We start from the raw sequence: 20,112 nt of genomic DNA, 5'->3' as shown, positions 1-20,112 counted from the left end.
TGGCAGGCATGCCGCGCGGCAAAGGCAGGAATCGTGGGCCTGGCTTCTGGACAGGCGCCGGGGGGCAACGCGCCCCGCGCAGGTGCAGATGTGCGCACGGCTTCATGGTCGGCCCGGACCCAGGCAAGGAGAATGTCATGAACAACGCGCAAGTACCTCTCGTCTCCACCCTGAACCACCTGATCGAGGTCGGCAAGAACGGCGAGCTCAGCTGCACGACCGGAGCCCGCGAAGTGCATAACCCCGAGATACGCGCCATCCTGACCGGCACGGCGGAATCCTGCCGCGCCTCGGTGATGGAGTTGCAGGCGCTGGTGACCGCGCTGGGCGCCGCGCCGCGCGATCGCGGCAGCATGGGGGGCACGTTGCATCGCGGCTGGATGGAGGTGCTGCATGTCATCGCGCCGCACAATGACGATGCGGTGCTGCAGCTATGCGAGCGCGACGAGGAAGCTGCCAAGCGGGAATACCAGTCGGCGCTGATGAAGGACATGCCGCCCGAGATCCGTGCGGTGGTGCAGCGCCAGTACGAGGGTATCCAGTGGCATCACGACCGCATCCATGCCATGCGGGGGATGCAGATTCACTGATTCACCGATCCCCGGATCTCGCTGAACGGTGGAAGGCGCCGGCCGCTTACCAGACGAACGGGATCAGCCGGTACCGCACCCTGGCCGCGTACGCTGCGTAGCCGGCAAGGCCGCGCAGTAGTTCGCGGTCTTCCATTGCCGTGCGAAAGACGATGCCGCAGGCGAGCACCAGCGATCCCGCCACGCCATACCAGGAGCCCAGCAGCAGGGCGTTGGCCGGCAGGAAAACCAGCATGACGGCGTAGAGCGGATGGCGAACCACGGCGTAGGGGCCGGTTGAAACCACGCGATGCCCGCGCTCGGACTGGATCCGGACGACGGCGGCGAGGAAGGTGTTTGCGTGAAACACGCGGTCGATCGCGGGAAACGACAGCACCAGCAGCAGGGCGCCCGCGCACTGCAGCCAGAGCGGCATCGCGGACCACCGGTAGCGCACCGCGTCCAGGCCCATGAGCACCAGCCAGGCGCACCAGGCAACGCCTATCACCGGCAGCAGCAGCTTGTCCCATAGCGGCTGGCCGGGTTGAAAGGGCATTTTCATGCGCTCGGCGAGCAGCGCCGGATCGTGCCGCGCCAGACGCTGCGTCGCCCAGGCGCCGCCGCCAAAGAACAGGATGAGATACACCCAGCCGGCGGGCCAGGCCAGCGTTCCCGCCGCGCCAAACAGCAAGACCGCAAAGAACAGCGCCTCCACGGCGAGCGTGAACCCGACCTTGAATCCCATGTTGGCCTCTTCGTGGCTTTGTGGATCAGGCAACGGCGCAGGCACTCGAACCGGCCACTGCGTGCCTGTCATGTCTTCACGTTAGCACGCAACCGGCAGGCCGGCGGCGCCAGCCGGATGCGCGCGCCCGGGGCCGGAGCAGGCTGGGACGCTTGCCCCTCCAATGAATCGCATGCCGGCGCGGCCAACCGCTACAATGGGCCGTTTCAGCGAACGAGCCCCTGCCATGTCCGATCATCCGCGCTTTACCCTCAATCGCTCGCTCGTCATCCTGGTGCCGCAGCAGCCCTTCTTCGAGTGGATCATGGCCGTGGATACCGATCCGGTGGCCACCCTCACCCTTGAGCATGTGCGCGAGGACCAGAGTGTGTTCCTGGTCCCGGATGATGTCGCTACTTCACCGGAAGCGCTGTTGTGGGTGGAGCAGCGCTGGCGCGCCTTCTTCGAATTCATGCTGGGCGAGTGGTTCGACGAAAGCCTGTGGCCCGAAACGCTGACGCTGCAGCAGTTCCGCGAGTGGTTTACCGTGCAGCACCATTCGATGGTGTTCGACATGGCACCCGACATCCCGGTCGAGCATGAGGACTGGGAAGACGAGGACGACGGCGAAGCCGGGCTGCGCCACTTGCACTGATCCCTTACGCCAAACCCGCGAGTCCAGCTGAAGCCAGTATTGAGTCACATCGCCGGTTGGAAGCGCATGCCCTCCCGCAACCCGGCGCGGCACCCCCTTCAGGCTGTGGACAAGTCTGTGGAGAAGACCGAACAACCCTGTGGGCAAAGCTGTGGGCAACTTTTCCGGCGCCCCCGCCGCGGTGCCTGGATTGACGGCACAAAACGTTGCCACAGGCGGGCTGGCGGGTACCCCGGCCAAGTGGCCGCGCAGCGCCGGAATGTCGATGCACAAACATGCGCCTGGCAGCGCGACGGCCTATTTTTATCGCAGGAAACCCCGTTTTGAACCGTACCCAGCAAATCCTTATCGCCATTGTTGCGTTGGCCGTGCTCGCCATGTTGTGGCTCACCGGCAACCATGAAGAACAACAGGTGGAGCCGGCCGCGGAGCCGGTGGCCCAGGCCTCCCCCGCGTCCGAACCAAACAGCGGCGCGCGCGGCGTGCCCAAGAACGGTACGCTGGACCCGATCAGCATCGACCCGAAGCGCACCACCGACATCCTGCCGCAATACCAGGCGGACACGCTGGTCGATGACTACCAGGAAAACGCGGGCGCGGCCGACGACCGCTACCGCGGCAAGTATTTCATCGTGGAAGGCGTGGCCAGCGGCGTGCGGCGCGAGGCGAACGACTCGGTATTCCTCGATATCCGCTCCAACAGCCCCGCCCTTGTGGTGCGCGCCAAGCTCTTGCCGATACAGATCTGCGGTCCCGCCGGGCGCACCTGCGAAGTGGAAGCGCGTGGCACCATGGTGCGGCGCGGACAGAAAGTGGCCGTGGAGTGCACCGGCGCCGGCCAGGTGGATGGCTCGCCCGTGCTCGAAGGCTGCCTTGTGCGCGGCGGCGCAAACTGAGCGCGAGCACTGACTTGTCCTTTTTTGCCGCAAGCCTCCGGATCGATACTTCGCATGCAAACCCTGCTTTCCGTACTCGCCCTGACCATCCTGATCGTCACCGTGGTGGGCCTGGTGTCCCCGCCCTTTATCAGCAACGCCTTCCTCAAGGGCCGTCCGGTGGGACGAATGCAGATCCTGCTGGTGGGTGTCTTCCTTGCGGCCATCTGCCTGATGGTGGTGGGGACGATGGCGAGCGGCGGTCCGGCAAAGACCTGAAGCTCAGCCAACGCCCCTCCGGCGTCTTGTAGGACGTATCCCACAGCAGGATCGGCGCTCCGTTGATAATGCGGAGCCCCGGCGCTGTATATCTTTCCATCACGATATGAACAAACGCCAACGCCAAAGCCTGAAGCTCACTTCAGTGCCGGCGGCGCCGAGTATCATCATGGAAAGTCTCCTCCCGGGCAGTAGCACCGCGCCGCAAGCCCAGGCACTCGCCAACATCCTCGCCGTGACACGCCGCGAGTGGCAGGTCGCGGGGCAGGAGCCGGTTGCCACCGGTCATGCCCGCCGGCGCCGCCGCGACCAGTTCGCGCGGCGCGCCGCCCGTGCCTTCGAGGCGCAGGTGATGGCGCTGCGCTGCCGCCAGGCATTTGTTGTTGCCTGAGGCCGTCTGACGGTGCCAGGACAACCTGGCACCGGGTCGAGCCGCTAGTCTCCAAGGGAAATACCCTTCCTGGCCAGCCGCTCCGGCTGGCCGTTTTTTGCGTCCGGCACCTCACGCGCGCTGCCGGACGCCACCGCCGGCCCCTTTTCCCCGCTCTGTTCCACCGATTGCTGCCGCCACGATGGCCTAAAGTTGGCGCTCGCGCCTGCCGACAACACGGTTCATCCCGCCAGGCGCGCCGCCACGGCAGCCGCCGGGCAGGTCCGCCGGCGCCGGGGTGCGCCGGGCACCCTTGCAGCAGCGAACCAGGAGCATCATGAAGAAAGCATTGCTAGCCGCCACCGCCAGCCTGGGCTTGCTGGCCAGCGGTTGCGCCACCTACCAGTCCGTCTCCCCGGTCGACCGCGGCGACCACGTCGCCGCAGTGCAGCCGGCCGACGGTACGCTGTTCTGCGTGATCAGCAACCCGGTCGGCAATGCCTACATGGGAGCGCTGCGCGATTCCATCCAGGCGCGTGGTTTCGAGTTCAAGGTCTTGTCACCCGACGCATCGATTGCCTCGTGCCCCTATACCGCGACCTTTGTCACGCAAAGGCAGTCGTACTGGCGCGATTTCCTCAGTTCGGCCGAGATCGTCGTCTACATCGGCGGCGAGCGCGCCGGCAAGGCGAACTACGACGCGCTGCGCAGCGCCGGCGGCTTGAACCTGAGCAACCTGGTGGCGCCCGAGGCGAAGATCGAGGAGCTGGTCGATCAGTTACTGCCCGGCATGCGGCCCAAGCCACCCGCCACCGGCACTGCAGGCATGCCCGCCGCGCCGCTTTCACCGGCTACGCCAGCCTGAACGCCCGGCCGTGCGCGGCCCGGCGGCCGGTCAGCCGATCACCTGGCCCAGCCGCACCACGGTGACGCCGGGGCGCAGTTGCCGCAGCGAAGGCATGACCAGTACGCAATCCGGGTACGGCGTGACCACCGGCTCGCCATCGCGCCAGCCGATCACGGTGCCGGCCTCGGCGAAGGTCTCCAGCCCGGTGTACGGGCCGGCGAAACGGAAATCCATGCTGCTGGCCACCACCGGCTCCGTTACGCGTACCACCCGCTGCGGGTGCAGGGGCCACAGCCAGCCGGCGGGCACGTCGTCGGCGTCGATCACGCCGGCGTTGAGCAGGAAGCGCGCGGTGCTGTCCTTGGCCACGCCTACGGCGGTGGCTTCCCAATGCTGGCCGCACTCGATCAGCAGCGCGTTCCTGGCGCTGGCCGGGTCGCCAAAGCCTTCGTAGTCACGCATGCGGCGGCCTTCGGGGTGGCCTTCGTCCACGATCACGTTGGCCGGCGCACCCACGGCGCGCGCGAGGGCGATGCCCTTGTCGAGCGGGCCGGAGACGATCAGCGGCAGGCTCTTCTCGTGCATGGAGTGCAGATCCAGCAGCAGGTCCACGGTATCGATGACCTGACGCATGGCACGCGCGCGGCGCAGCTCGGATGAATCGCGGGTGGTGTCGTCCAGCACGGCCGCTGTCCACACGCGGTTGAAGTCCTGGTCCACGTAGCGCGAAGCATCCGGGCGGGCCGAATCGAAGGTGTGGTACGCGTCGACGTTGGCGAAGGCCAGCGTCAGGCGGCCACGGCGCGGACGCACGCCGAGATCCAGCAGTGCCTTGACGGTGATGGCGCCGCACACTTCGTTGCCGTGGGTCAGCGCATTGACCATCACGTGCAGGCCGGGCACGCCACTATCGAAGGTGTGGACGTAGGGCACGCCGCAGTTGCCGGCGGCATAGGGGCGGATATCGGGGAATTCGACTTCAACCGGGTAAGCGTCGAAGCTGGGGGCAGTGGTCGTCATGTCTGTGGGTTGGCTAGGTTGCCTGGGTTGCCAGTGGGATCGGCCGGGAGCAGCAAATAAAAACAAGCGGCGCCGTGGCGGCGCCGCCGCTTGCGAGAAGCAAATGGTACGCCTGCCGCCGCTTATTCGTGGATGCCGGCGGTCTGGACGATGCTCTTGTACTTCACCGTTTCGCGCTTGATAAAGGTGCCGAACTGGGCCGGGCCGCCCGGCGCGACTTCCACGCCGGCTTCGGCCAGCTTCTTCTTCACTTCGGGCATGGCCAGCACGGACTGCATCTCGGTGTTCAGGCGGTCGACCACGGCGCGCGGGGTATTGGCCGGCGCCATCAGGCCGAACCACACGCCCATGTCCACGCCCTTGAGCGCGCTGCTTTCGGACAGCGCGGGGACATTGGGCGCCACCTGGGCGCGGTGCCCTTCGGTCACGCCGTAGGCCCTGACCCGGCCGGCCTGGATATGAGGCAGGGCCGACGACAGCACCATCACGGCGAGGTCTATCTGGCCGCCGAGCAGGTCGGTCGACATGGCGGAAGCGCCCTTGTAGGGCACATGGGTGATATTGACCTTGCCCTGCTGCTTGATCAGTTCGCCGGCCAGGTTCAGCGGCGTGCCCACGCCGGACGACGCATAGGCCAGCTTGCCCGGCTGCGCCTTGGCCAGCGCGATCAGCTCGTCGGCGTTCTTGGCCGGCAGCGCGGACTTGCCCACCAGCACCATCGGCTGGGTGCCGACGAAGGTGACCGGCGCCAGGTCGCGTTCGCCGTCGTAGCGCACGGCGGGATTGGTCAGTCGCGCGATCGACACCTCGCTGCCCGAACCCATCAGCAGCGTGTAGCCGTCGGCATCGGCCTTGACCACCTTGGAGGCGCCGATGGTGCCGCCGGCGCCGCCCAGGTTCTCGATGACCACGCTCTGGCCCAGGCGCTTGCCCAGCTCCGGCGCGATCGTGCGCGCCACCAGGTCGACGCTGCCGCCGGCGGTGTAGCCCACCACCAGCGAGATCGGCTTGGCGGGCCAGCCCGAGGCGCCGGCGCCGCCGGCAAGCACACAGAAGGACGCGGCAGCAGCCGCACGCAGCAGTTTGTTCATGGCAGGTCTCTCCCCTTTTTGAATATGCAGGTATGCAGATATCCGGCGATATTAGAGAGCGCGCGCCTGCAGCAACATGCGGCTTTGGCAATGGCGCTTGCCGTTTTGGCAAGTGGCCGATGCGACATGCCAGGCGGAGAAAATCGCGGCGCCATCCCATGCACAATCGTTCAAGACGGCATCCGTTGCCCCGCCATAAAGTTGTGTTCAACGAACCAGCCTGGCGGAGACGCGATGGAAAACCTGCTTGCTTCCATGCCGGGGATCTGGCGTCCGCTCGCGGCGCTGGTCCTGGCGTCGGTGGTCGTCATGGGGAGCCCGGGGCCCTCGACGATCAGTGTCACGGCCGTCGGTGCCGCCCATGGCGTGCGGCGCTCGCTCGGCTATGCCTGCGGGCTGATCGCCGGCACCATCGCGGTGCTGCTGATGGCTTCGATGGGCGTGGTGGCGCTAGTCGTGTCGGTGCCGCACGGCGCGCGCGTGCTCGGCGTCCTGTCTGCCGCCTACATCCTCTACCTGGCGTTCAGGATTGCCACCGCGCCACCGCTCGGAAACCAGAGGAGGGCGCTGACGGCTCCCGCGTTCGCCGGCGGCTTCCTGCTGGCCATCGCCAACCCCAAGGCCTACCTGGCAATTGGCGCCGTGCTGGCGGGCACCACCGTCATTGCCGGGCACCAGGGCCTGGACGCCATCGTCAAGATCGCGGTGCTGAGCGCGATGATCGCCGTCATCCACTTGTGCTGGCTGCTGGCCGGCGTTTCGCTGTCCCGCTTTCTCCATGATCCGGTGACTTCGCGCCTGATCAATGTCTCGATGGCGGCGATCCTCGTAGCCATGACGCTGGCCGCGCTGATGCATTGACGGATTGATACGGGCCAACCGGAGGAAGCCGGACGCCTAAGCCACCAGCGCCGCGCGCCAGAACGCCTCCGCCAGCGGCCGCATGGGCGAGCGCGGGCGATAGAGCAGGATCTGCATCGCCAGGTCGGTCTCGCCGCCCACTTCCAGTCCGGCGCGCACCAGGCGCCCGGCGTGGAGATCGTCGGCGACCAGCCGCGCCGGCAGCCACGCCAGGCCCATGCGCTGGCGCACCATTTCATGCACCGACTCGGCGAAATCGCTGACGGCGATCACATCGAGCCGGCTGGCCAGCCCGCGCCGCGCGATCTCGCCGTTGACCATGCGCCCCAGCGTCAGCGTCTCGGCGTAGGCGATCATCGGCACCGGCGCGCGCTGGCCGCGTGCGAGCAGCTTGTACTGCGGCCCGCCGCCGTCCGCCGCGGCGCTCACGCAGACCAGGCGTTCCTCGCCCACCAGGTGGTACTGGTAGCGCGCGTTGTCCAGCGTCACCGGCTGCTCGGGCGAGTTGTAGCAGAGCAGGAAATCGGCATCGCCTTCGGTGAACATCACCAGCGCGTCGTGCGTGGGAAAGGTGGAAAGCCGGGTGCGGAAATTCGCCGCCACCTTGTCGTTGCGCAGCGCATGGCGCAGGCCGGCCAGCCACGCCGGCAGCATCGAGCGCGCCAGCGTCTTGCCGGTGGCGATCACCACCGTGCTGGCATCGGCGCGATGTGCCGCGCGCAGCGACAGCCGCGTCTCATCCAGCGTGCGCAGCGCGCTCTGGGCGGCTTCCAGGAATTGCCGCCCCTCGTCGGTGAGGCGCACGGGGAACACGCTGCGGTCGATCAGCGGCGCGCCCGCCCAGACTTCCAGCGCCTGCATGCGGCGCCCGAACGCGGGCGGGGTGACGTTGCGCAGCTCCGCCGCGCGCGCGAGGCTGCCGGCCTGGGCCAGGCACACAAAATCCTCAAGCCAGCGGATATGCATAAGGACTCGCGCCAACGCGCGTGCAGAAGTGGTAGGGAGAGAGGCGCCATCGCATGCGCGGCGCTGCGAATATTGTAGCTGTCCGCGCCTGGCACCCCCGCGCACGGGGCCCGGATCACGCACGCGCGGCAAGCGGATCCTCAAGCGGATCTCGGGAAGATTAGAGGCAACACTCCAATATTGCACTTGTGAAACACTCGCCGCGCTCGCTAGGCTCCGTACAGCCGTTTCAAGCATCCGTTTGCCGTCAGAGCAGCGAGCTGTCGCGGTGCGTGGAGTTTCGCCGGGGATCCACCGCATGACAATACGAGACACGCCCAATATGAAGACCGGAAAAGGCACGGCAGGAGAGACCAAGGCGCGCATTCTTGACGCCACCGAGCGCCTGTTTATCGAGGTGGGCTACGAGGCCACCTCGCTACGGCAAGTGACATCGCGCGCAATCGTCAACCTGGCCGCGGTCAACTACCACTTCCGCAGTAAAGACATCATGATGCAGGCGGTGCTGGGCCGCCGGCTCGATCCGCTCAATGCACGCCGCCTGGCGCTGCTCGACGCCTGCGAGGCACGGTGGCCGGGCGAGCAGCTGCGCTGCGAACACGTGATGGGCGCGCTGTTCGTGCCCGCGCTGCAGATGGCGCGCGAGCCCGAGGTGGGCGGCCCTTCGTTCCTGCGGCTGCTGGGGCGCGTGTATTCGGATACCTCTCCCTTTATCCAGTCCTACCTGCTCGGCCACTATGCGCCGGTACTCGGCCGCTTCTCCGACGCCTTCGCCCGCGCGCTGCCCCAGATCCCGCAGCGTGAACTCGGCTGGCGCCTGAACTTCGCGCTCAAGGCACTGGCAGGCGTGCTGGCCGGCGATGCGCCCGGCGACCTGCTGCCGGCATTCGCGCAGGGCCAGGACCAGAGCGACGCGTATGTGCTCGCCCAATTGAGCGCGCTGGTGGTGGCCGCCCTGAAGGCCCCCGTGCCGGCCGGCCAGCAACTATCGGCGCTGCAAGACGTGTTCCTGATCGACGAGACCCAGCACGCCGAAGAACGCGCCGGGCAAATCGCGTCGAATGCCCAGGAGGCAGAACAGGCAAGACAGGCGCAACGCGCCGACACCTTGCCCATCGCCCCGCGCAAGCCACGCCGCACGACACGCAGCGAAGGCGCCGCGCGCGCCGCCATCGCATGTCTGACGGTGCCCGGCGCACGCGAGCACCTTGCCGTTTTCCCGAGCAATCCGCTCGACGACTGGATGCGCATGCGCTCCAGGACCTAGCGCGGCATACCGCTGCGGCCCCGTCAAAGTCCGAAGATCGAAGGATCGAGTAAGCGGAGAACTGCAGAAAAAAGCGATATCGCCAGAACCACGATTCGGCGTAGCCGTGTGGAGCGCCCCCAAGGGCGGGCCACACCCCAGCGCGATGCGAAGCGAGCCGTCAAGGTCTACCAGGCCGTATGGGGCGTCCTCGTCGGCAGGCGAAAAGAGCGGAAAAGAGGGGGCCATGTCTGAGCATCGCCTTAAGGCGATGTGAGTTTGGCCCCCGGCCGCTCTTTTTGTCTGCCGACGAGGAGGGGCTCGCCCCATCCGGCGCGCCTTTTTTGCCTACTTTTTTGGCAAGACAAAAAAGTAGGTCGCCGCCCCGCAGGGGTGGTGAAACTGCCTTTGACTTTAAGGTTTAAAGCCTTTGAAGTTAAGCAGCCAAATTCACCTCACTTGCCCCCAATCGTCACCATCTTCCGCACCGGACTCGACAACACCAACGACGTAGTCACCGCCCCATGCACCGCCAGCGCATCCACCACACGCTCCAGCCCGCTGGGATCGCCAATCGCGCAACGCACAATAAAGCAATGCTCTCCGGTCACACGATCGGCACTCAACACCTCCGGCATACTCTCAAAGAGCCTCACATACTTCTGGATATAAGCATGCGTGGTCTCGATATGGATGATTGCCTGCAGGCCAAGCCCCACCGCCCGCAAGTTCACCCTCGCCCCATATCCCTCGATCACCCCCGCGTCCTCCAGCTTGCGCACCCGCTCGCTCATTGCCGGCTGCGACAGCCCGATGCGCTTGCCGAGCGCCGCCAGGCTCTGGCGCGCGTCGGCCTGCAAGGCTTCGAGGATTAGTCGGTCTTTCTTGTCCAGCTCCATCCAGCGCTCCCTTGACGCCCGACGCGCGGCGCCGATGACTCATCGGTGCGCCGCACTGTTTTCCAATGCCTTCCCATGTATCGCAATGGCATGCCTCGATTATGCTGGAACACCCACGGCTCGATGCAGAGCCCCATTCTCTTGCGGAGACAATATGCAACTCGTAGGCATGCTCGATTCCCCCTATGTGCGCCGCGTCGCCATCTCGCTGCGCCTGCTGGATTTGCCGTTCGAACACAAGCCGGTCTCGGTGTTCAGCACGTTCGCGGAATTCCACGCGATCAATCCCGTGGTGAAGGCGCCCACGCTGGTTTGCGACAACGGCGTGGTGCTGATGGAATCCGGCCTGATCCTCGACTACATCGAAACGCTGGCCAGGCGCAGCCTGATGCCAGCGGATCCCGGCCGGCGCCAGCACGCGCTGCGCTTGACCGGGCTGGCGCTGGCCGCCTGCGAGAAGACGGTGCAGATCGTCTACGAGCGGAACCTGCGGCCGGCGGAAAAGCAGCATGAACCGTGGATCGGGCGCGTGCAAGGCCAGTTGCTCGCGGCGTACTCGGCACTGGAAGCGGAACTGGCGGGAGCGGCGCTTCCAGCGGACGAGCGCTTGCTCACGCAAGCCGACGTGACCGCCGCCGTGGCGTGGAGTTTCACGCGGATGATGCTGCCGGAATCCGTCGATGCGCGCGCGTACCCGGCGCTCGCGTCGTTCAGCGCCGCCGCGGAACGGCTGGCCGCGTTCAAGGACACGCCGCAGACGTGATCCCTTCCGCGCCGGCCGCTCGTCAGTGCGCCAACGCCTGCGCAAGCGCGCGCAACAAGCCGGCGCCGTCGCCGCGCCACGCGCTGCCATGCATGCAGGCCAGGGTCGTGGGTTCGAGCAGCGCCATGCGCTCGAGCATGGCGCCTGCGTTCGGCGTGTGTGAGAAATAGTCCATGCCGCGCCGGAACGCTTCGCTGGGCCCAAGGATGTCGGCGTCGGTGAGCGGCGGAAGGCTGGAACCGCCCTGGGTGAACAAGTCACCGCAGAGCAGCGTGCCGGTGCGCTCTTCCATCAGGAACCCGCACTCCCAGGCATGCGGCAGATGCGGCGTATCGAGCCAGCGCACGGTATGGCGGCCAAGCGCTACGGCTTGCCCGTCCGCCAGGCCCTGCGCGGGCCGATCGGCCAGGTCGTTGATGGACACCATCGCCGCAATGCTGCCGCACAGCGGCGATGCTTGGGGCGCCGCGGCCAGCCAGTCGTTGAGCGAGCCGCATTCGTCGGCCTCCACGTGCGAAAAGGAAATATGGCGCAGCCGGTCTGGCGCCATCACGCTGGCCAGCGCTTCGCGCACCAGCGGGAACATCTTGCGCGGCCCTGTATGGAACAACAGCGGCTCGTCATCAAGGATCAGATACTGGTTGAAAGAGAAGCCGCCGGGACCGCCGTCGATGGTAACCGGGGTATTGATCCGATAGATCCCGTCTGCGATTTCATGGACATTGGTACCCGACTGGGCATTGGTGACAGTCATCGTTGTCTCCTGGAGATCGTCGGGGCACGGGGGCCCGGCCTGCTTCATTCTAGGCATTGAAACACCGCTGGCACGCCCCCTTTTGCCTGCCTGGCTGCACATCTGCTGCCGGCGCATTTTCCCGCGCACCAGCGCAAAATGGGAATGGCGGCGATCCCGCAAGCGGGTGCTTGCGTATCCGCGCCAGCCTGGAAGACGGAAGTGCACGATGAATGACGTCAGCGGGACAACCTCCGGCAACGCGGCTCCGGCCAGCAGCGATGACGGCGTGCGCTTGTTCCTGTGCGGCGACGTGATGACCGGCCGCGGCATCGACCAGATCCTGCCGCATCCGGGCAGGCCGCACCTGTACGAGCACTGGGTACGTTCGGCAATCGGCTATGTCGAGCTGGCGGAGCGCGCGACAGGCCCGATGCAGCGGCCCGTTGACCATGCCTATCCCTGGGGCGACGCGTTCGCGCTGCTCGATCACTTCCAGCCGGATGCGCGCATCGTCAACCTGGAAACCGCGGTCACCACCTGCGAGGATGCGCAGCCGGGCAAGGGCATCCACTACCGCATGCACCCCGCCAATGTGCCGTGCCTCACCAGCGCGCGGCTGGATTGCTGCGTGCTCGCGAACAACCACGTGCTGGACTGGGGATGCGCCGGGCTCGACGAAACCCTGGCCGTCTTGCACGGCGCCGGCTTGCTTACCGCGGGCGCCGGACGCGACGAGACGCAGGCCGCCGCGCCCGCCGTGATCCGGCTCGCGCGAGGAGGAAGGGTTCTCGTGTTTGCCTATGCCACCGCGACCAGCGGCGTGCCGGCCGACTGGGCCGCGGCTGCAGGCCGCGCCGGCGTAAATTTCCTGCCGGACATTTCGGCGCGCGCCGCCGATCGGGTTGCCTGCCAGACAGCGGCGGTACGGTGCGCGGGCGACATCCTGGTGGTGTCGCTGCATTGGGGTGGCAATTGGGGTTTCGATATTTCGCATCAGGAGCGGGCCTTCGTGCACCGGCTGATCGATGCTGGCGGCGCCGACATCGTGTACGGGCATTCGTCACATCATGTGAAAGGCATCGAGGTGTACCGCGAGCGCCTGGTTCTCTATGGCTGCGGAGACTTCCTCAACGACTACGAAGGCATCGGCGGCCACCAGACATACCGGCCTGACCTGGTATTGATGTACTTCCCGCTAGTGGACGCCGCGACCGGCGCACTGCGCGCGCTGTCCGCCGTGCCGATGCAGATCCGTCATTTCCGCCTGCACCGCGCGCCGGAGGAGGGCGTGTCATGGCTGCACGCCACGCTCGATCGGGAAGGCGGCAAGCAGGGCACGCATGTGATCCGCGCAGCGGACGATACCCTGGCGTTGCGCTGGGACGGCTAGCGCGCTACGCGCGAACGGCCTTGGCCATCTCGCTGGTCGCATGCCAGCCCAGCGCCACATACAAGGAGCGGCCCATCTCCGTTGCATGCAGGATAGCGAACTGGATCTCGCGCCTGGCGAATTCATCCTCGGCCAGTTGCATCAGCCTGCGCCCCAGCCCCTGCTTGCGGTATGTCTTGTCCACATACACGTTGAGTACGTACCCGCGCTTGCCCTGGGTAGGATGAGACGGATGCGGCGGCCAGTCGATCGCCATCAGGCCGATGCCGGCCACGGGCTGGCCCTGATCCTCCAGCACGAATCCAAAATAGCTGCCATCGCGCAGGCGCGGCTCCAGCCACGGCCGGAACTGCCGGGTCATGGTCCGGAGAATGTCATTGTCGCGGCCGGCCTCGCGGAACATTTCCTCGCGATGGCGGCAGACCAGTTCGACATCGTCGACACCAAGCGAGCGGACTTCCATGGACGGCTTCCTTCGGGTAGCGGGTTGGAGAGAAGTGCGCGCGGCAAGATATTGTCCAGTCCGCGCCAGCGCTATCCTAACGCACGCTCCGCGATTCGAAAATTCTCCGCGTCGGCAACGTGAACGCTCGCCGCGATTGGCATGCATCATGGTTCGCCATGGATCCGGATTTGCACTGGCGACGCGCCAGAGTGGATTCGGGCAACCCACGAAGAAAAAAAGCGAAGCACCAAAGGCGCTCCGCTTTGAGGCCATCCGGCAAGCACGCGCCGGATGGCAGGACGAAAAGCTGTCTGTCTTACTGCGTCGTCACTGCTGGCTTGATGCCGTCGGCCGAAGCCACCGGACCGGTCTCGCTCAGGCCGCCGCCAAGCGACCGGTACAGGTCGATGGCGTTGTTCAGGCGCAGTTGCCGCGCCTGGATCAGATTCTGCTCGGCGGTGAACAACTGGCGCTGCGCGTCGAGCTGGTCGAGCTGGCTGGAAATGCCGCTGCGGAAACGGCGCGTCGACAACTCGAAGCGTGCCGCCTCGGCGTCGCGCACCTGCGCCTGGCTTGTGACCTGATCTTCCAGCGTGCCGCGCGCCACCAGTGCATCCGCCACTTCCGCGAAGGCCGTCTGGATGGTCTTCTCGTAGTTGGCGATCTGGATGTTCTTGCGGGCCTTGGTCAGGTCCAGGTTGGACAGGTTGCGGCCGTAATCGAAGATCGGCAGTACCAGCTGCGGCGCGAACGACCACGCGCCGGTGCCGGCATCGAACAGGTTCGAGAAGACCGGGCTGATCGCGCCAGCATTGGCAGTCAACGTGATGCGCGGGAAGAAGGCCGCGCGCGCCGCGCCGATATTGGCGTTGGCGGAGAGCAACTGCTGCTCGGCCTGGCGGATATCGGGACGCTGCTCGAGCAGGTCCGACGGCAGCCCTGCCGGGATGTCGCTGATGATGCGTTCGTCCGACAGGCGCATCGCTTCGGGCAGGTTCTCGATGGTGCCCAGCGGCTTGCCCACCAGCACTTCAAGCGCGTTCTGCGCCTGCGCGCGCTGGCGTGCCAGCTGCGCCGCGGAGACCCGGGCCTGCGCCACCAGCGATTCGTTGTCGCGCAGGTCCAGCGCCGAGGTGGCGCCCGCTTCGAAGCGCTGCTTGGCCAGGTTCAGCGTGTACTCGCGTGTCTTCAGCGTGTTCTGCGCCAGTTCATACTGCTCGGCGAAGGAACGCTCGGACAGGTAGGCCTTGGCAACTTCCGAGACCAGCGAGATCTGCGCGGAACGGTGCGCTTCTTCGGTCGCGAAGTACTGCGACAGTGCGGCGTTGGTAAGGCTGCGCACGCGGCCGAAGAAATCGAGCTCGTACGAAGCGATCGACCCGCCCGCCTGGTAGTAGTCGACGATATAGGAATTGCCCGTGGCTGACTGCGCGCGCGCGAACCCCTGGCGCGTCCAGCCGGCCGTAGCGTTGAGCGTCGGCAGCAAGTCGGAGCGCTGCACCTGGTAAAGCGCACGCGCTTCCTCGATGCGCAGCGCGGCGGTACGCAGGTCGCGGTTGTTTTCCAGCGAGGTGGCGATCAGCGTTTGCAGGCGCGGATCGCGGAAGAACTCGCGCCAGCCGATCTCGCCCGCATGGCGGCTTTCGCCGGTCTTCACCTCGGCAGCCGCGTACCCTTCCGGCGCGTCCGGATAGTGCGTGGCCACCGGCGGGGCCGGGCGCTCATAAACGGGTGCCAGTGTGCAACCCGAGAGGACGCCCGCCACCAGCAACAGCGTGGTCAGTGTCTTTGTCATTGTCAGATTCCCTCTTTGGGTTCGAGCCGCTGCTGGTCCAGCATATGCTCGCGCTTGCTGCCCTTGAAGCGGCTGCGGATCACCACGAAGAACACCGGCACCAGGAAAATCGCCAGCACCGTGGCGGTGATCATGCCGCCGATCACGCTGGTACCGATGGCGCGCTGGCCACCCGAGCCCGCGCCGGTGGCGATCGCCAGCGGCAGCACGCCCAGGATAAAGGCCATCGAAGTCATCAGGATCGGGCGGAACCGCAAGTGCACGGCTTCGAGCGTAGCGTCGATGACGCTGCGGCCCTGCGCCTGCAGATCCTTGGCGAATTCCACGATCAGGATGGCGTTCTTCGCCGACAAGCCGATGGTCGCGATCAGGCCCACCTTGAAGTACACGTCGTTGGGCATGCCGCGCAGGGTCACGCCCAGCAGCGCGCCGAGCACGCCCAGCGGCACCACCAGCAGCACCGCGACCGGGATCGACCAGCTCTCATAGAGCGCGGCCAGGCACAGGAACACAATGATCAGCGACAGCGTGTACAGCATCGGCTCCTGCGAACCGGCCAGGCGTTCCTCATAGGACTGGCCGGACCACTCGAAGCCGAAGCCCGGCGGCAGCTTGGCGAAGTTCTCTTCCATGATTTTCATGGCTTCGCCGGTACTGCGCCCCGGTGCGGCCTGGCCAGCGATCTTCACTGCCGGCAGGCCGTTGTAACGCTCCAGGCGCGGCGAGCCCATGATCCACTTGGAAGTGGCAAAGGCGGCGAAGGCAACCATGTCGCCATTCTTGTTCTTCACGCGCAGCTTGGTCAGGTCGTCGGGCAGCTTGCGGTCGCTGCCTTCGGCCTGGGCAATCACCTTGCGCACACGGCCTTCGTAGATGAAGTCGTTCACGTAGGCGGAGCCAAACGCGATGGCCAGCGTCGAGTTGATGTTGGCAACCGAAACGCCCAGCGTGCGCGCCTTCTCGCGGTCGATGTCGATCTGCAGCTGCGGCGCGTCTTCCTGGCCTTCAGGGCGTACACCCACCAGCGCAGGATTCTTCGCGGCCATGCCGAGCATCATGTTGCGTGCTTCCATCAGCTTGGTGTGACCCTGGCCGGTGCGGTCCTGCAGGCGGAAGTCGAAGCCCGAGGAGTTACCGAGCTCGGAAATTGCCGGCGGGTTCAGCGGGAAGATGATGGCGTCCTTGATGAAGGACAGCGCACCGAACGCCCGGCCAACCAATGCCTGCGCGGTCTCGTTGGCACCCGTGCGCTCCTTCCAGTCCTTCAGGCGCACGAACGCGATACCGCCGTTCTGGCCACGGCCGAAGAAGGAGAAGCCCGCCACGGTGATCATCTGGTCCACCACCTTGGATTCCTTCTGCAGGTAGTAGTCCTCGATCTGCTTGAGCACGCCGATGGTGCGCTCCTGCGTGGCGCCGTTGGGCAGCTGCACCACCGTAATCATGTAGCCCTGGTCTTCCTCGGGGAGGAAGGACGAAGGCAGGCGCTTGAACAGCACCACCATGCCGACGATGATGAGGGCGTAGATGATCAGGTAGCGGCCGCCACGCTTCAGGATGCGTGCCACCGTGCCCTGGTAGCCAGTGGCGGCGCGCGCGAAGGTGCGGTTGAACCAGCCGAAGAAACCCTTCTTCTCGTGATGATGCCCGGCCTCGACCGGCTTGAGCAGCGTCGCGCACAGCGCCGGGGTGAGCGTCAGCGCCAGCAGCGCCGAGAACGCGATCGACGAGATCAGCGACAGCGAGAACTGGCGATAGATGTTACCCACCGAACCCGAGAAGAACGCCATCGGGATGAACACCGCGGTCAGCACCAGCGTGATGCCGACGATGGCGCCGGTGATCTGGCCCATGGCCTTGCGCGTGGCGTCACGTGGCGAGAGTCCTTCCTCGCTCATGATCCGCTCGACGTTTTCCACCACCACGATCGCATCGTCCACCAGGATACCGATCGCCAGCACCATGCCGAACATCGTCAGCACGTTGATGGAGAAGCCGAATGCCAGCAGCATGCCCGTGGTGCCCAGCAGGGCCACCGGCACCACCACCGTGGGGATGATGGTGGCGCGCATGTTCTGCAGGAACAGGTACATCACCAGGAACACCAGCACCACGGCTTCGGCCAGGGTCTTGATCACTTCCTCGATCGAGATCTTGACGAAGGCCGAGGTGTCGTAAGGCACCGAGTACTGGTAGTCGGCAGGGAAGAACTTGGACAGTTCTTCCATCTTGGCGCGCACCGCGGTGGCGGTGGCCAGCGCATTGCCGCTCGGGGCCAGCTTGATGGCGATGGCCGCCGACGGCTTGCCGTTGGTACGGGCCAGCGTGGAGTAGTCGGCACCGCCGAGCTCGACGCGGCCGACGTCCTTGATGCGCACCGAGGAGCCGTCCGGGTTCGTCCGCAACAGGATGTTGGCGAACTGCTCCGGCGTGCTGAGGCGGCTTTCGGTGGTGACGGTGGCGTTGAGCTCCGTGCCCTGGGGCGACGGCGTGCCGCCCAGCTCACCCACGGCGACCTGCACGTTCTGCTCCGAGATGGCAGCGGTCACGTCTTGCGGCGTCAGGTTGTAGCCGGTCAGCTTGGCCGGGTCCACCCAGATGCGCATGGCGTACTCGGTACCGAACAGGTCGGCCTGGCCGACGCCCGGCACGCGGCGGATCGAATCGATCAGGCTGGCCGAGACGTAGTTACCCAGCTGGATGGCATCGGCCTGCCCGGACTTGGACGAGACCGTCAGGAACATCATGTAGTTGTTCCCGGCCTTGTCCACGCGCACGCCCTGCTGGCGCACCTCCGCCGGCAGGCGCGCTTCCACGCGCTTGAGGCGGTTCTGCACCTCGACCGAGTTCAGGTCGATGTTGGAGCCCGGCTGGAAGGCGATCGTGATCGTCGACAGGCCGGTGGCTTCGCTGGTGGAGTTGTAGTAAAGCAACCCGGGAATGCCGTTGAGCTCTTGCTCGATCACCGAAGTGACCGAGTCTTCAAGTGTCTTGGCGGAAGCGCCCGGATAGGTCGCCGTCACCGAGATCGTCGGCGGCGCGATGTTGGGGTACTGGGCGATCGGCAGTTGCACGACCGACAGCAGGCCCCCCAGCACGATGATCAGCGCAAGCACCCACGCGAACACCGGCCGGTCAATAAAAAACTTGGCCATAAAACTGGCTCCCTTCGTTTTGCGCTGTGATTAGCCCTGCTTGGCGTCGCTCTTGTCAGCGGTCACCGCGGCAGGAGCCGAAGCGCCGCCGGCGGCAGGCTGCGCGGCAGGCGCCGAAGCGGCGGCGGTCTTCGAGACAAACGGCACCGCCCTGGCGGGCGCGCCGACCTTGACCTTCTGCAAGCCCTCGACGATCACCTTCTCTCCACCCTTGAGGCCTTCGGTGACGATCCAGTTCTCGCCGATCGCCTGGGGTGCCTTGACCGGCACCGAAGCCACGTTGCCGTCGCCGCCGACCACCAGCACCGATGCGCCCTGGCCGGTGCGGATCAGCGCGCGCTGCGGCACGGTCAGCGCGTTCTCGTCCACGCCTTGCTCGATCTTGACGCGCACGAAGGTGCCCGACAGCAGTTCCCGCTTGGGATTGGCGAATTGCGCGCGCAGCGTGATGGCGCCGGTGGTCGGGTCGACCGTCATGTCCGAGAACAGCAGCTTGCCGGTTTGCGCGTACTCGCGGCCATCCTCGATAAACAGATGGACGCGCGCGCCGCCGTCGACGCCCTTGACCTGGCCGCTCTCGATGGAGCGGCGCAGCTTCATCACTTCGCTGGCGGGCTGGGTGAAGGTGACCCAGATCGGGTCCACTTGCTCGACCGTGGTCAGCTTGGTGGCTTCGCCGCTGCCAACCAGCGCGCCTTCCGTCACCAGCGCACGGCCCACGCGGCCACTGATGGGCGCGGTCACGGCCGTGTAGCCGAGATTGATCTGGGCGGTGGAGACGGCGGCCTTGGCCGAGGCGATGTCGGCGGTGGCCTGGCCGGCGGCGGCCACGGCTTCGTCATATTCCTGCTTGCTCACCGCATTGACGGCGACCAGTGGTTTGTAGCGCTCGGCCTTCTGGCGCGCCGCCACGGCATTGGCCTCGGCACGGGCAAGGCTGGCCTTGGCCGACTCGAGTTGGGCCTGGTAGGGCGCAGGGTCGATCTTGAACAGCAGCTGGCCGGCCTTCACCTCGCCGCCCTCGCTATAGTTGCGGGACAGCACGATACCTGCGACCCGTGCCCGCACTTCGGCGGTACGCACGCCTTCCAGGCGGCCAGGCAGTTCGTTGATGACGGAAACGGTGGTGGGCGTGACGGTGACGACACCCACTTCCGGCGGCGGCATGGCGCCGCCCTGCGGCTTCTTGTCGCCACAGGCGGAGAGCGCGAGCGCCGACAAAACGGCGGCGGCAACGCAAGTGATACGTTGGGACTTCCTCATCGATAACCCCATGATGGCAATTTGAGATCGGCCGCATGAGTTCCCGGTGTCGTGTCCGGATACGGCGCGGCCCGCCGTCCTGCAAAGCGCCGGAAAGCGGGCAAAAAGTTTAATACTAGCCACAATTGGCAACGCTGGCGTGACGCTTGCGACGAACGGTTGC

Annotated in this window: 20 protein-coding genes; 10 read left to right on the top strand and 10 right to left on the bottom strand. The window is 66.1% G+C overall.

Annotation, left to right across the window (positions count from 1 at the left end; translation table 11 throughout):
- The first annotated feature begins 137 nt into the window (after positions 1-137).
- The gene (locus ACZY0R_RS36995) at positions 138-590 is read left to right on the top strand and encodes a PA2169 family four-helix-bundle protein (protein WP_488865503.1); all 453 of its coding nucleotides are present in this window, start codon (positions 138-140) and stop codon (positions 588-590) included.
- A gap of 46 nt (positions 591-636) precedes the next feature.
- Here ACZY0R_RS36995 and ACZY0R_RS36990 read toward each other — a convergent pair whose 3' ends face one another.
- A complete protein-coding gene (locus tag ACZY0R_RS36990) occupies positions 637-1,314 on the bottom strand; it encodes a methyltransferase family protein (protein WP_488865501.1) in 678 nt (225 codons plus the stop codon).
- 226 nt (positions 1,315-1,540) lie between these two features.
- Here ACZY0R_RS36990 and ACZY0R_RS36985 point away from each other — a divergent pair, with 226 nt between their 5' ends.
- From ACZY0R_RS36985 to ACZY0R_RS36965, 5 genes are all read left to right on the top strand, one after another.
- On the top strand, positions 1,541-1,948 hold the full coding sequence (locus ACZY0R_RS36985; RefSeq protein WP_488865499.1) for a hypothetical protein: 408 nt from the start codon (positions 1,541-1,543) through the stop codon (positions 1,946-1,948).
- A 275-nt stretch (positions 1,949-2,223) separates the two neighbouring features.
- On the top strand, positions 2,224-2,844 hold the full coding sequence (locus tag ACZY0R_RS36980) for an OB-fold putative lipoprotein (protein ID WP_051648227.1): 621 nt from the start codon (positions 2,224-2,226) through the stop codon (positions 2,842-2,844).
- A 54-nt stretch (positions 2,845-2,898) separates the two neighbouring features.
- Entirely contained in the window at positions 2,899-3,102 is a 204-nt protein-coding gene (locus ACZY0R_RS36975; RefSeq protein WP_488865497.1) for a hypothetical protein, read from the top strand.
- 169 nt (positions 3,103-3,271) lie between these two features.
- Positions 3,272-3,493, top strand: a complete 222-nt coding sequence (locus tag ACZY0R_RS36970; protein WP_488865495.1) for a hypothetical protein — start codon at positions 3,272-3,274, stop codon at positions 3,491-3,493.
- Positions 3,494-3,809: 316 nt separating this feature from the next.
- Entirely contained in the window at positions 3,810-4,337 is a 528-nt protein-coding gene (locus ACZY0R_RS36965; protein ID WP_488865493.1) for an Sbal_3080 family lipoprotein, read from the top strand.
- A gap of 30 nt (positions 4,338-4,367) precedes the next feature.
- Here the strand turns inward: ACZY0R_RS36965 and ACZY0R_RS36960 are convergent, their stop codons facing one another.
- Together ACZY0R_RS36960 and ACZY0R_RS36955 are read right to left on the bottom strand one after the other, a co-directional pair.
- On the bottom strand, positions 4,368-5,339 hold the full coding sequence (locus ACZY0R_RS36960; RefSeq protein WP_488865491.1) for a M14 family metallopeptidase: 972 nt from the start codon (positions 5,337-5,339) through the stop codon (positions 4,368-4,370).
- Positions 5,340-5,461: 122 nt separating this feature from the next.
- Positions 5,462-6,430, bottom strand: a complete 969-nt coding sequence (locus tag ACZY0R_RS36955) for a Bug family tripartite tricarboxylate transporter substrate binding protein (RefSeq protein ID WP_488865489.1) — start codon at positions 6,428-6,430, stop codon at positions 5,462-5,464.
- A gap of 234 nt (positions 6,431-6,664) precedes the next feature.
- Here ACZY0R_RS36955 and ACZY0R_RS36950 point away from each other — a divergent pair, with 234 nt between their 5' ends.
- A complete protein-coding gene (locus ACZY0R_RS36950; protein WP_488865487.1) occupies positions 6,665-7,291 on the top strand; it encodes a LysE family translocator in 627 nt (208 codons plus the stop codon).
- Positions 7,292-7,327: 36 nt separating this feature from the next.
- On the opposite strand, the gene ACZY0R_RS36945 is transcribed toward ACZY0R_RS36950, so the two are convergent.
- The gene (locus ACZY0R_RS36945; RefSeq protein ID WP_488865485.1) at positions 7,328-8,257 is read right to left on the bottom strand and encodes a LysR family transcriptional regulator; all 930 of its coding nucleotides are present in this window, start codon (positions 8,255-8,257) and stop codon (positions 7,328-7,330) included.
- A gap of 322 nt (positions 8,258-8,579) precedes the next feature.
- On the opposite strand from ACZY0R_RS36945, the gene ACZY0R_RS36940 reads away from it, so the two are divergent.
- Positions 8,580-9,524, top strand: a complete 945-nt coding sequence (locus ACZY0R_RS36940) for a TetR/AcrR family transcriptional regulator (RefSeq protein WP_488866387.1) — start codon at positions 8,580-8,582, stop codon at positions 9,522-9,524.
- Between the two features lie 434 nt (positions 9,525-9,958).
- Here the strand turns inward: ACZY0R_RS36940 and ACZY0R_RS36935 are convergent, their stop codons facing one another.
- Complete coding sequence (locus ACZY0R_RS36935) at positions 9,959-10,402, bottom strand: Lrp/AsnC family transcriptional regulator (RefSeq protein ID WP_488865483.1); 444 nt, start codon at positions 10,400-10,402, stop codon at positions 9,959-9,961.
- A gap of 154 nt (positions 10,403-10,556) precedes the next feature.
- Here ACZY0R_RS36935 and ACZY0R_RS36930 point away from each other — a divergent pair, with 154 nt between their 5' ends.
- The gene (locus ACZY0R_RS36930) at positions 10,557-11,165 is read left to right on the top strand and encodes a glutathione S-transferase (protein ID WP_488865481.1); all 609 of its coding nucleotides are present in this window, start codon (positions 10,557-10,559) and stop codon (positions 11,163-11,165) included.
- Positions 11,166-11,187: 22 nt separating this feature from the next.
- Here ACZY0R_RS36930 and ACZY0R_RS36925 read toward each other — a convergent pair whose 3' ends face one another.
- The gene (locus ACZY0R_RS36925) at positions 11,188-11,919 is read right to left on the bottom strand and encodes an oxygen-binding di-iron domain-containing protein (protein WP_488865479.1); all 732 of its coding nucleotides are present in this window, start codon (positions 11,917-11,919) and stop codon (positions 11,188-11,190) included.
- A 208-nt stretch (positions 11,920-12,127) separates the two neighbouring features.
- On the opposite strand from ACZY0R_RS36925, the gene ACZY0R_RS36920 reads away from it, so the two are divergent.
- Positions 12,128-13,291, top strand: a complete 1,164-nt coding sequence (locus tag ACZY0R_RS36920; protein WP_488865477.1) for a CapA family protein — start codon at positions 12,128-12,130, stop codon at positions 13,289-13,291.
- Positions 13,292-13,295: 4 nt separating this feature from the next.
- On the opposite strand, the gene ACZY0R_RS36915 is transcribed toward ACZY0R_RS36920, so the two are convergent.
- The 4 genes from ACZY0R_RS36915 to ACZY0R_RS36900 all read right to left on the bottom strand — a co-directional run bounded on the left by ACZY0R_RS36915 (position 13,296) and on the right by ACZY0R_RS36900 (position 19,949).
- Complete coding sequence (locus tag ACZY0R_RS36915; RefSeq protein WP_488865475.1) at positions 13,296-13,754, bottom strand: GNAT family N-acetyltransferase; 459 nt, start codon at positions 13,752-13,754, stop codon at positions 13,296-13,298.
- A gap of 298 nt (positions 13,755-14,052) precedes the next feature.
- Positions 14,053-15,531: an efflux transporter outer membrane subunit gene (locus tag ACZY0R_RS36910; protein WP_488865473.1), complete on the bottom strand. Its 1,479-nt coding sequence runs from the start codon at positions 15,529-15,531 to the stop codon at positions 14,053-14,055.
- 2 nt (positions 15,532-15,533) lie between these two features.
- Positions 15,534-18,686 carry an efflux RND transporter permease subunit gene (locus tag ACZY0R_RS36905; protein WP_045241946.1) on the bottom strand — a complete coding sequence of 1,051 codons (3,153 nt, stop codon included), beginning with the start codon at positions 18,684-18,686 and terminating at the stop codon, positions 15,534-15,536.
- 30 nt (positions 18,687-18,716) lie between these two features.
- Entirely contained in the window at positions 18,717-19,949 is a 1,233-nt protein-coding gene (locus tag ACZY0R_RS36900; protein ID WP_488865471.1) for an efflux RND transporter periplasmic adaptor subunit, read from the bottom strand.
- Positions 19,950-20,112: the final 163 nt, after the last annotated feature.

This window comes from Cupriavidus sp. F041, from assembly GCF_057814235.1.
Note: the sequence above shows the minus strand (reverse complement) of the source record. Positions and strands in the feature narration are given on the sequence as shown.

Coding starts and splice junctions, on each gene's coding strand:
- ACZY0R_RS36995 (WP_488865503.1), top strand. CDS start 138: ATGAACAACGCGCAAGTACCTCTCGTCTCCACCCTGAACCACCTGATC.
- ACZY0R_RS36990 (WP_488865501.1), bottom strand. CDS start 1,314: ATGGGATTCAAGGTCGGGTTCACGCTCGCCGTGGAGGCGCTGTTCTTT.
- ACZY0R_RS36985 (WP_488865499.1), top strand. CDS start 1,541: ATGTCCGATCATCCGCGCTTTACCCTCAATCGCTCGCTCGTCATCCTG.
- ACZY0R_RS36980 (WP_051648227.1), top strand. CDS start 2,224: ATGCGCCTGGCAGCGCGACGGCCTATTTTTATCGCAGGAAACCCCGTT.
- ACZY0R_RS36975 (WP_488865497.1), top strand. CDS start 2,899: ATGCAAACCCTGCTTTCCGTACTCGCCCTGACCATCCTGATCGTCACC.
- ACZY0R_RS36970 (WP_488865495.1), top strand. CDS start 3,272: ATGGAAAGTCTCCTCCCGGGCAGTAGCACCGCGCCGCAAGCCCAGGCA.
- ACZY0R_RS36965 (WP_488865493.1), top strand. CDS start 3,810: ATGAAGAAAGCATTGCTAGCCGCCACCGCCAGCCTGGGCTTGCTGGCC.
- ACZY0R_RS36960 (WP_488865491.1), bottom strand. CDS start 5,339: ATGACGACCACTGCCCCCAGCTTCGACGCTTACCCGGTTGAAGTCGAA.
- ACZY0R_RS36955 (WP_488865489.1), bottom strand. CDS start 6,430: ATGAACAAACTGCTGCGTGCGGCTGCTGCCGCGTCCTTCTGTGTGCTT.
- ACZY0R_RS36950 (WP_488865487.1), top strand. CDS start 6,665: ATGGAAAACCTGCTTGCTTCCATGCCGGGGATCTGGCGTCCGCTCGCG.
- ACZY0R_RS36945 (WP_488865485.1), bottom strand. CDS start 8,257: ATGCATATCCGCTGGCTTGAGGATTTTGTGTGCCTGGCCCAGGCCGGC.
- ACZY0R_RS36940 (WP_488866387.1), top strand. CDS start 8,580: ATGAAGACCGGAAAAGGCACGGCAGGAGAGACCAAGGCGCGCATTCTT.
- ACZY0R_RS36935 (WP_488865483.1), bottom strand. CDS start 10,402: ATGGAGCTGGACAAGAAAGACCGACTAATCCTCGAAGCCTTGCAGGCC.
- ACZY0R_RS36930 (WP_488865481.1), top strand. CDS start 10,557: ATGCAACTCGTAGGCATGCTCGATTCCCCCTATGTGCGCCGCGTCGCC.
- ACZY0R_RS36925 (WP_488865479.1), bottom strand. CDS start 11,919: ATGACTGTCACCAATGCCCAGTCGGGTACCAATGTCCATGAAATCGCA.
- ACZY0R_RS36920 (WP_488865477.1), top strand. CDS start 12,128: ATGAATGACGTCAGCGGGACAACCTCCGGCAACGCGGCTCCGGCCAGC.
- ACZY0R_RS36915 (WP_488865475.1), bottom strand. CDS start 13,754: ATGGAAGTCCGCTCGCTTGGTGTCGACGATGTCGAACTGGTCTGCCGC.
- ACZY0R_RS36910 (WP_488865473.1), bottom strand. CDS start 15,531: ATGACAAAGACACTGACCACGCTGTTGCTGGTGGCGGGCGTCCTCTCG.
- ACZY0R_RS36905 (WP_045241946.1), bottom strand. CDS start 18,686: ATGGCCAAGTTTTTTATTGACCGGCCGGTGTTCGCGTGGGTGCTTGCG.
- ACZY0R_RS36900 (WP_488865471.1), bottom strand. CDS start 19,949: ATGAGGAAGTCCCAACGTATCACTTGCGTTGCCGCCGCCGTTTTGTCG.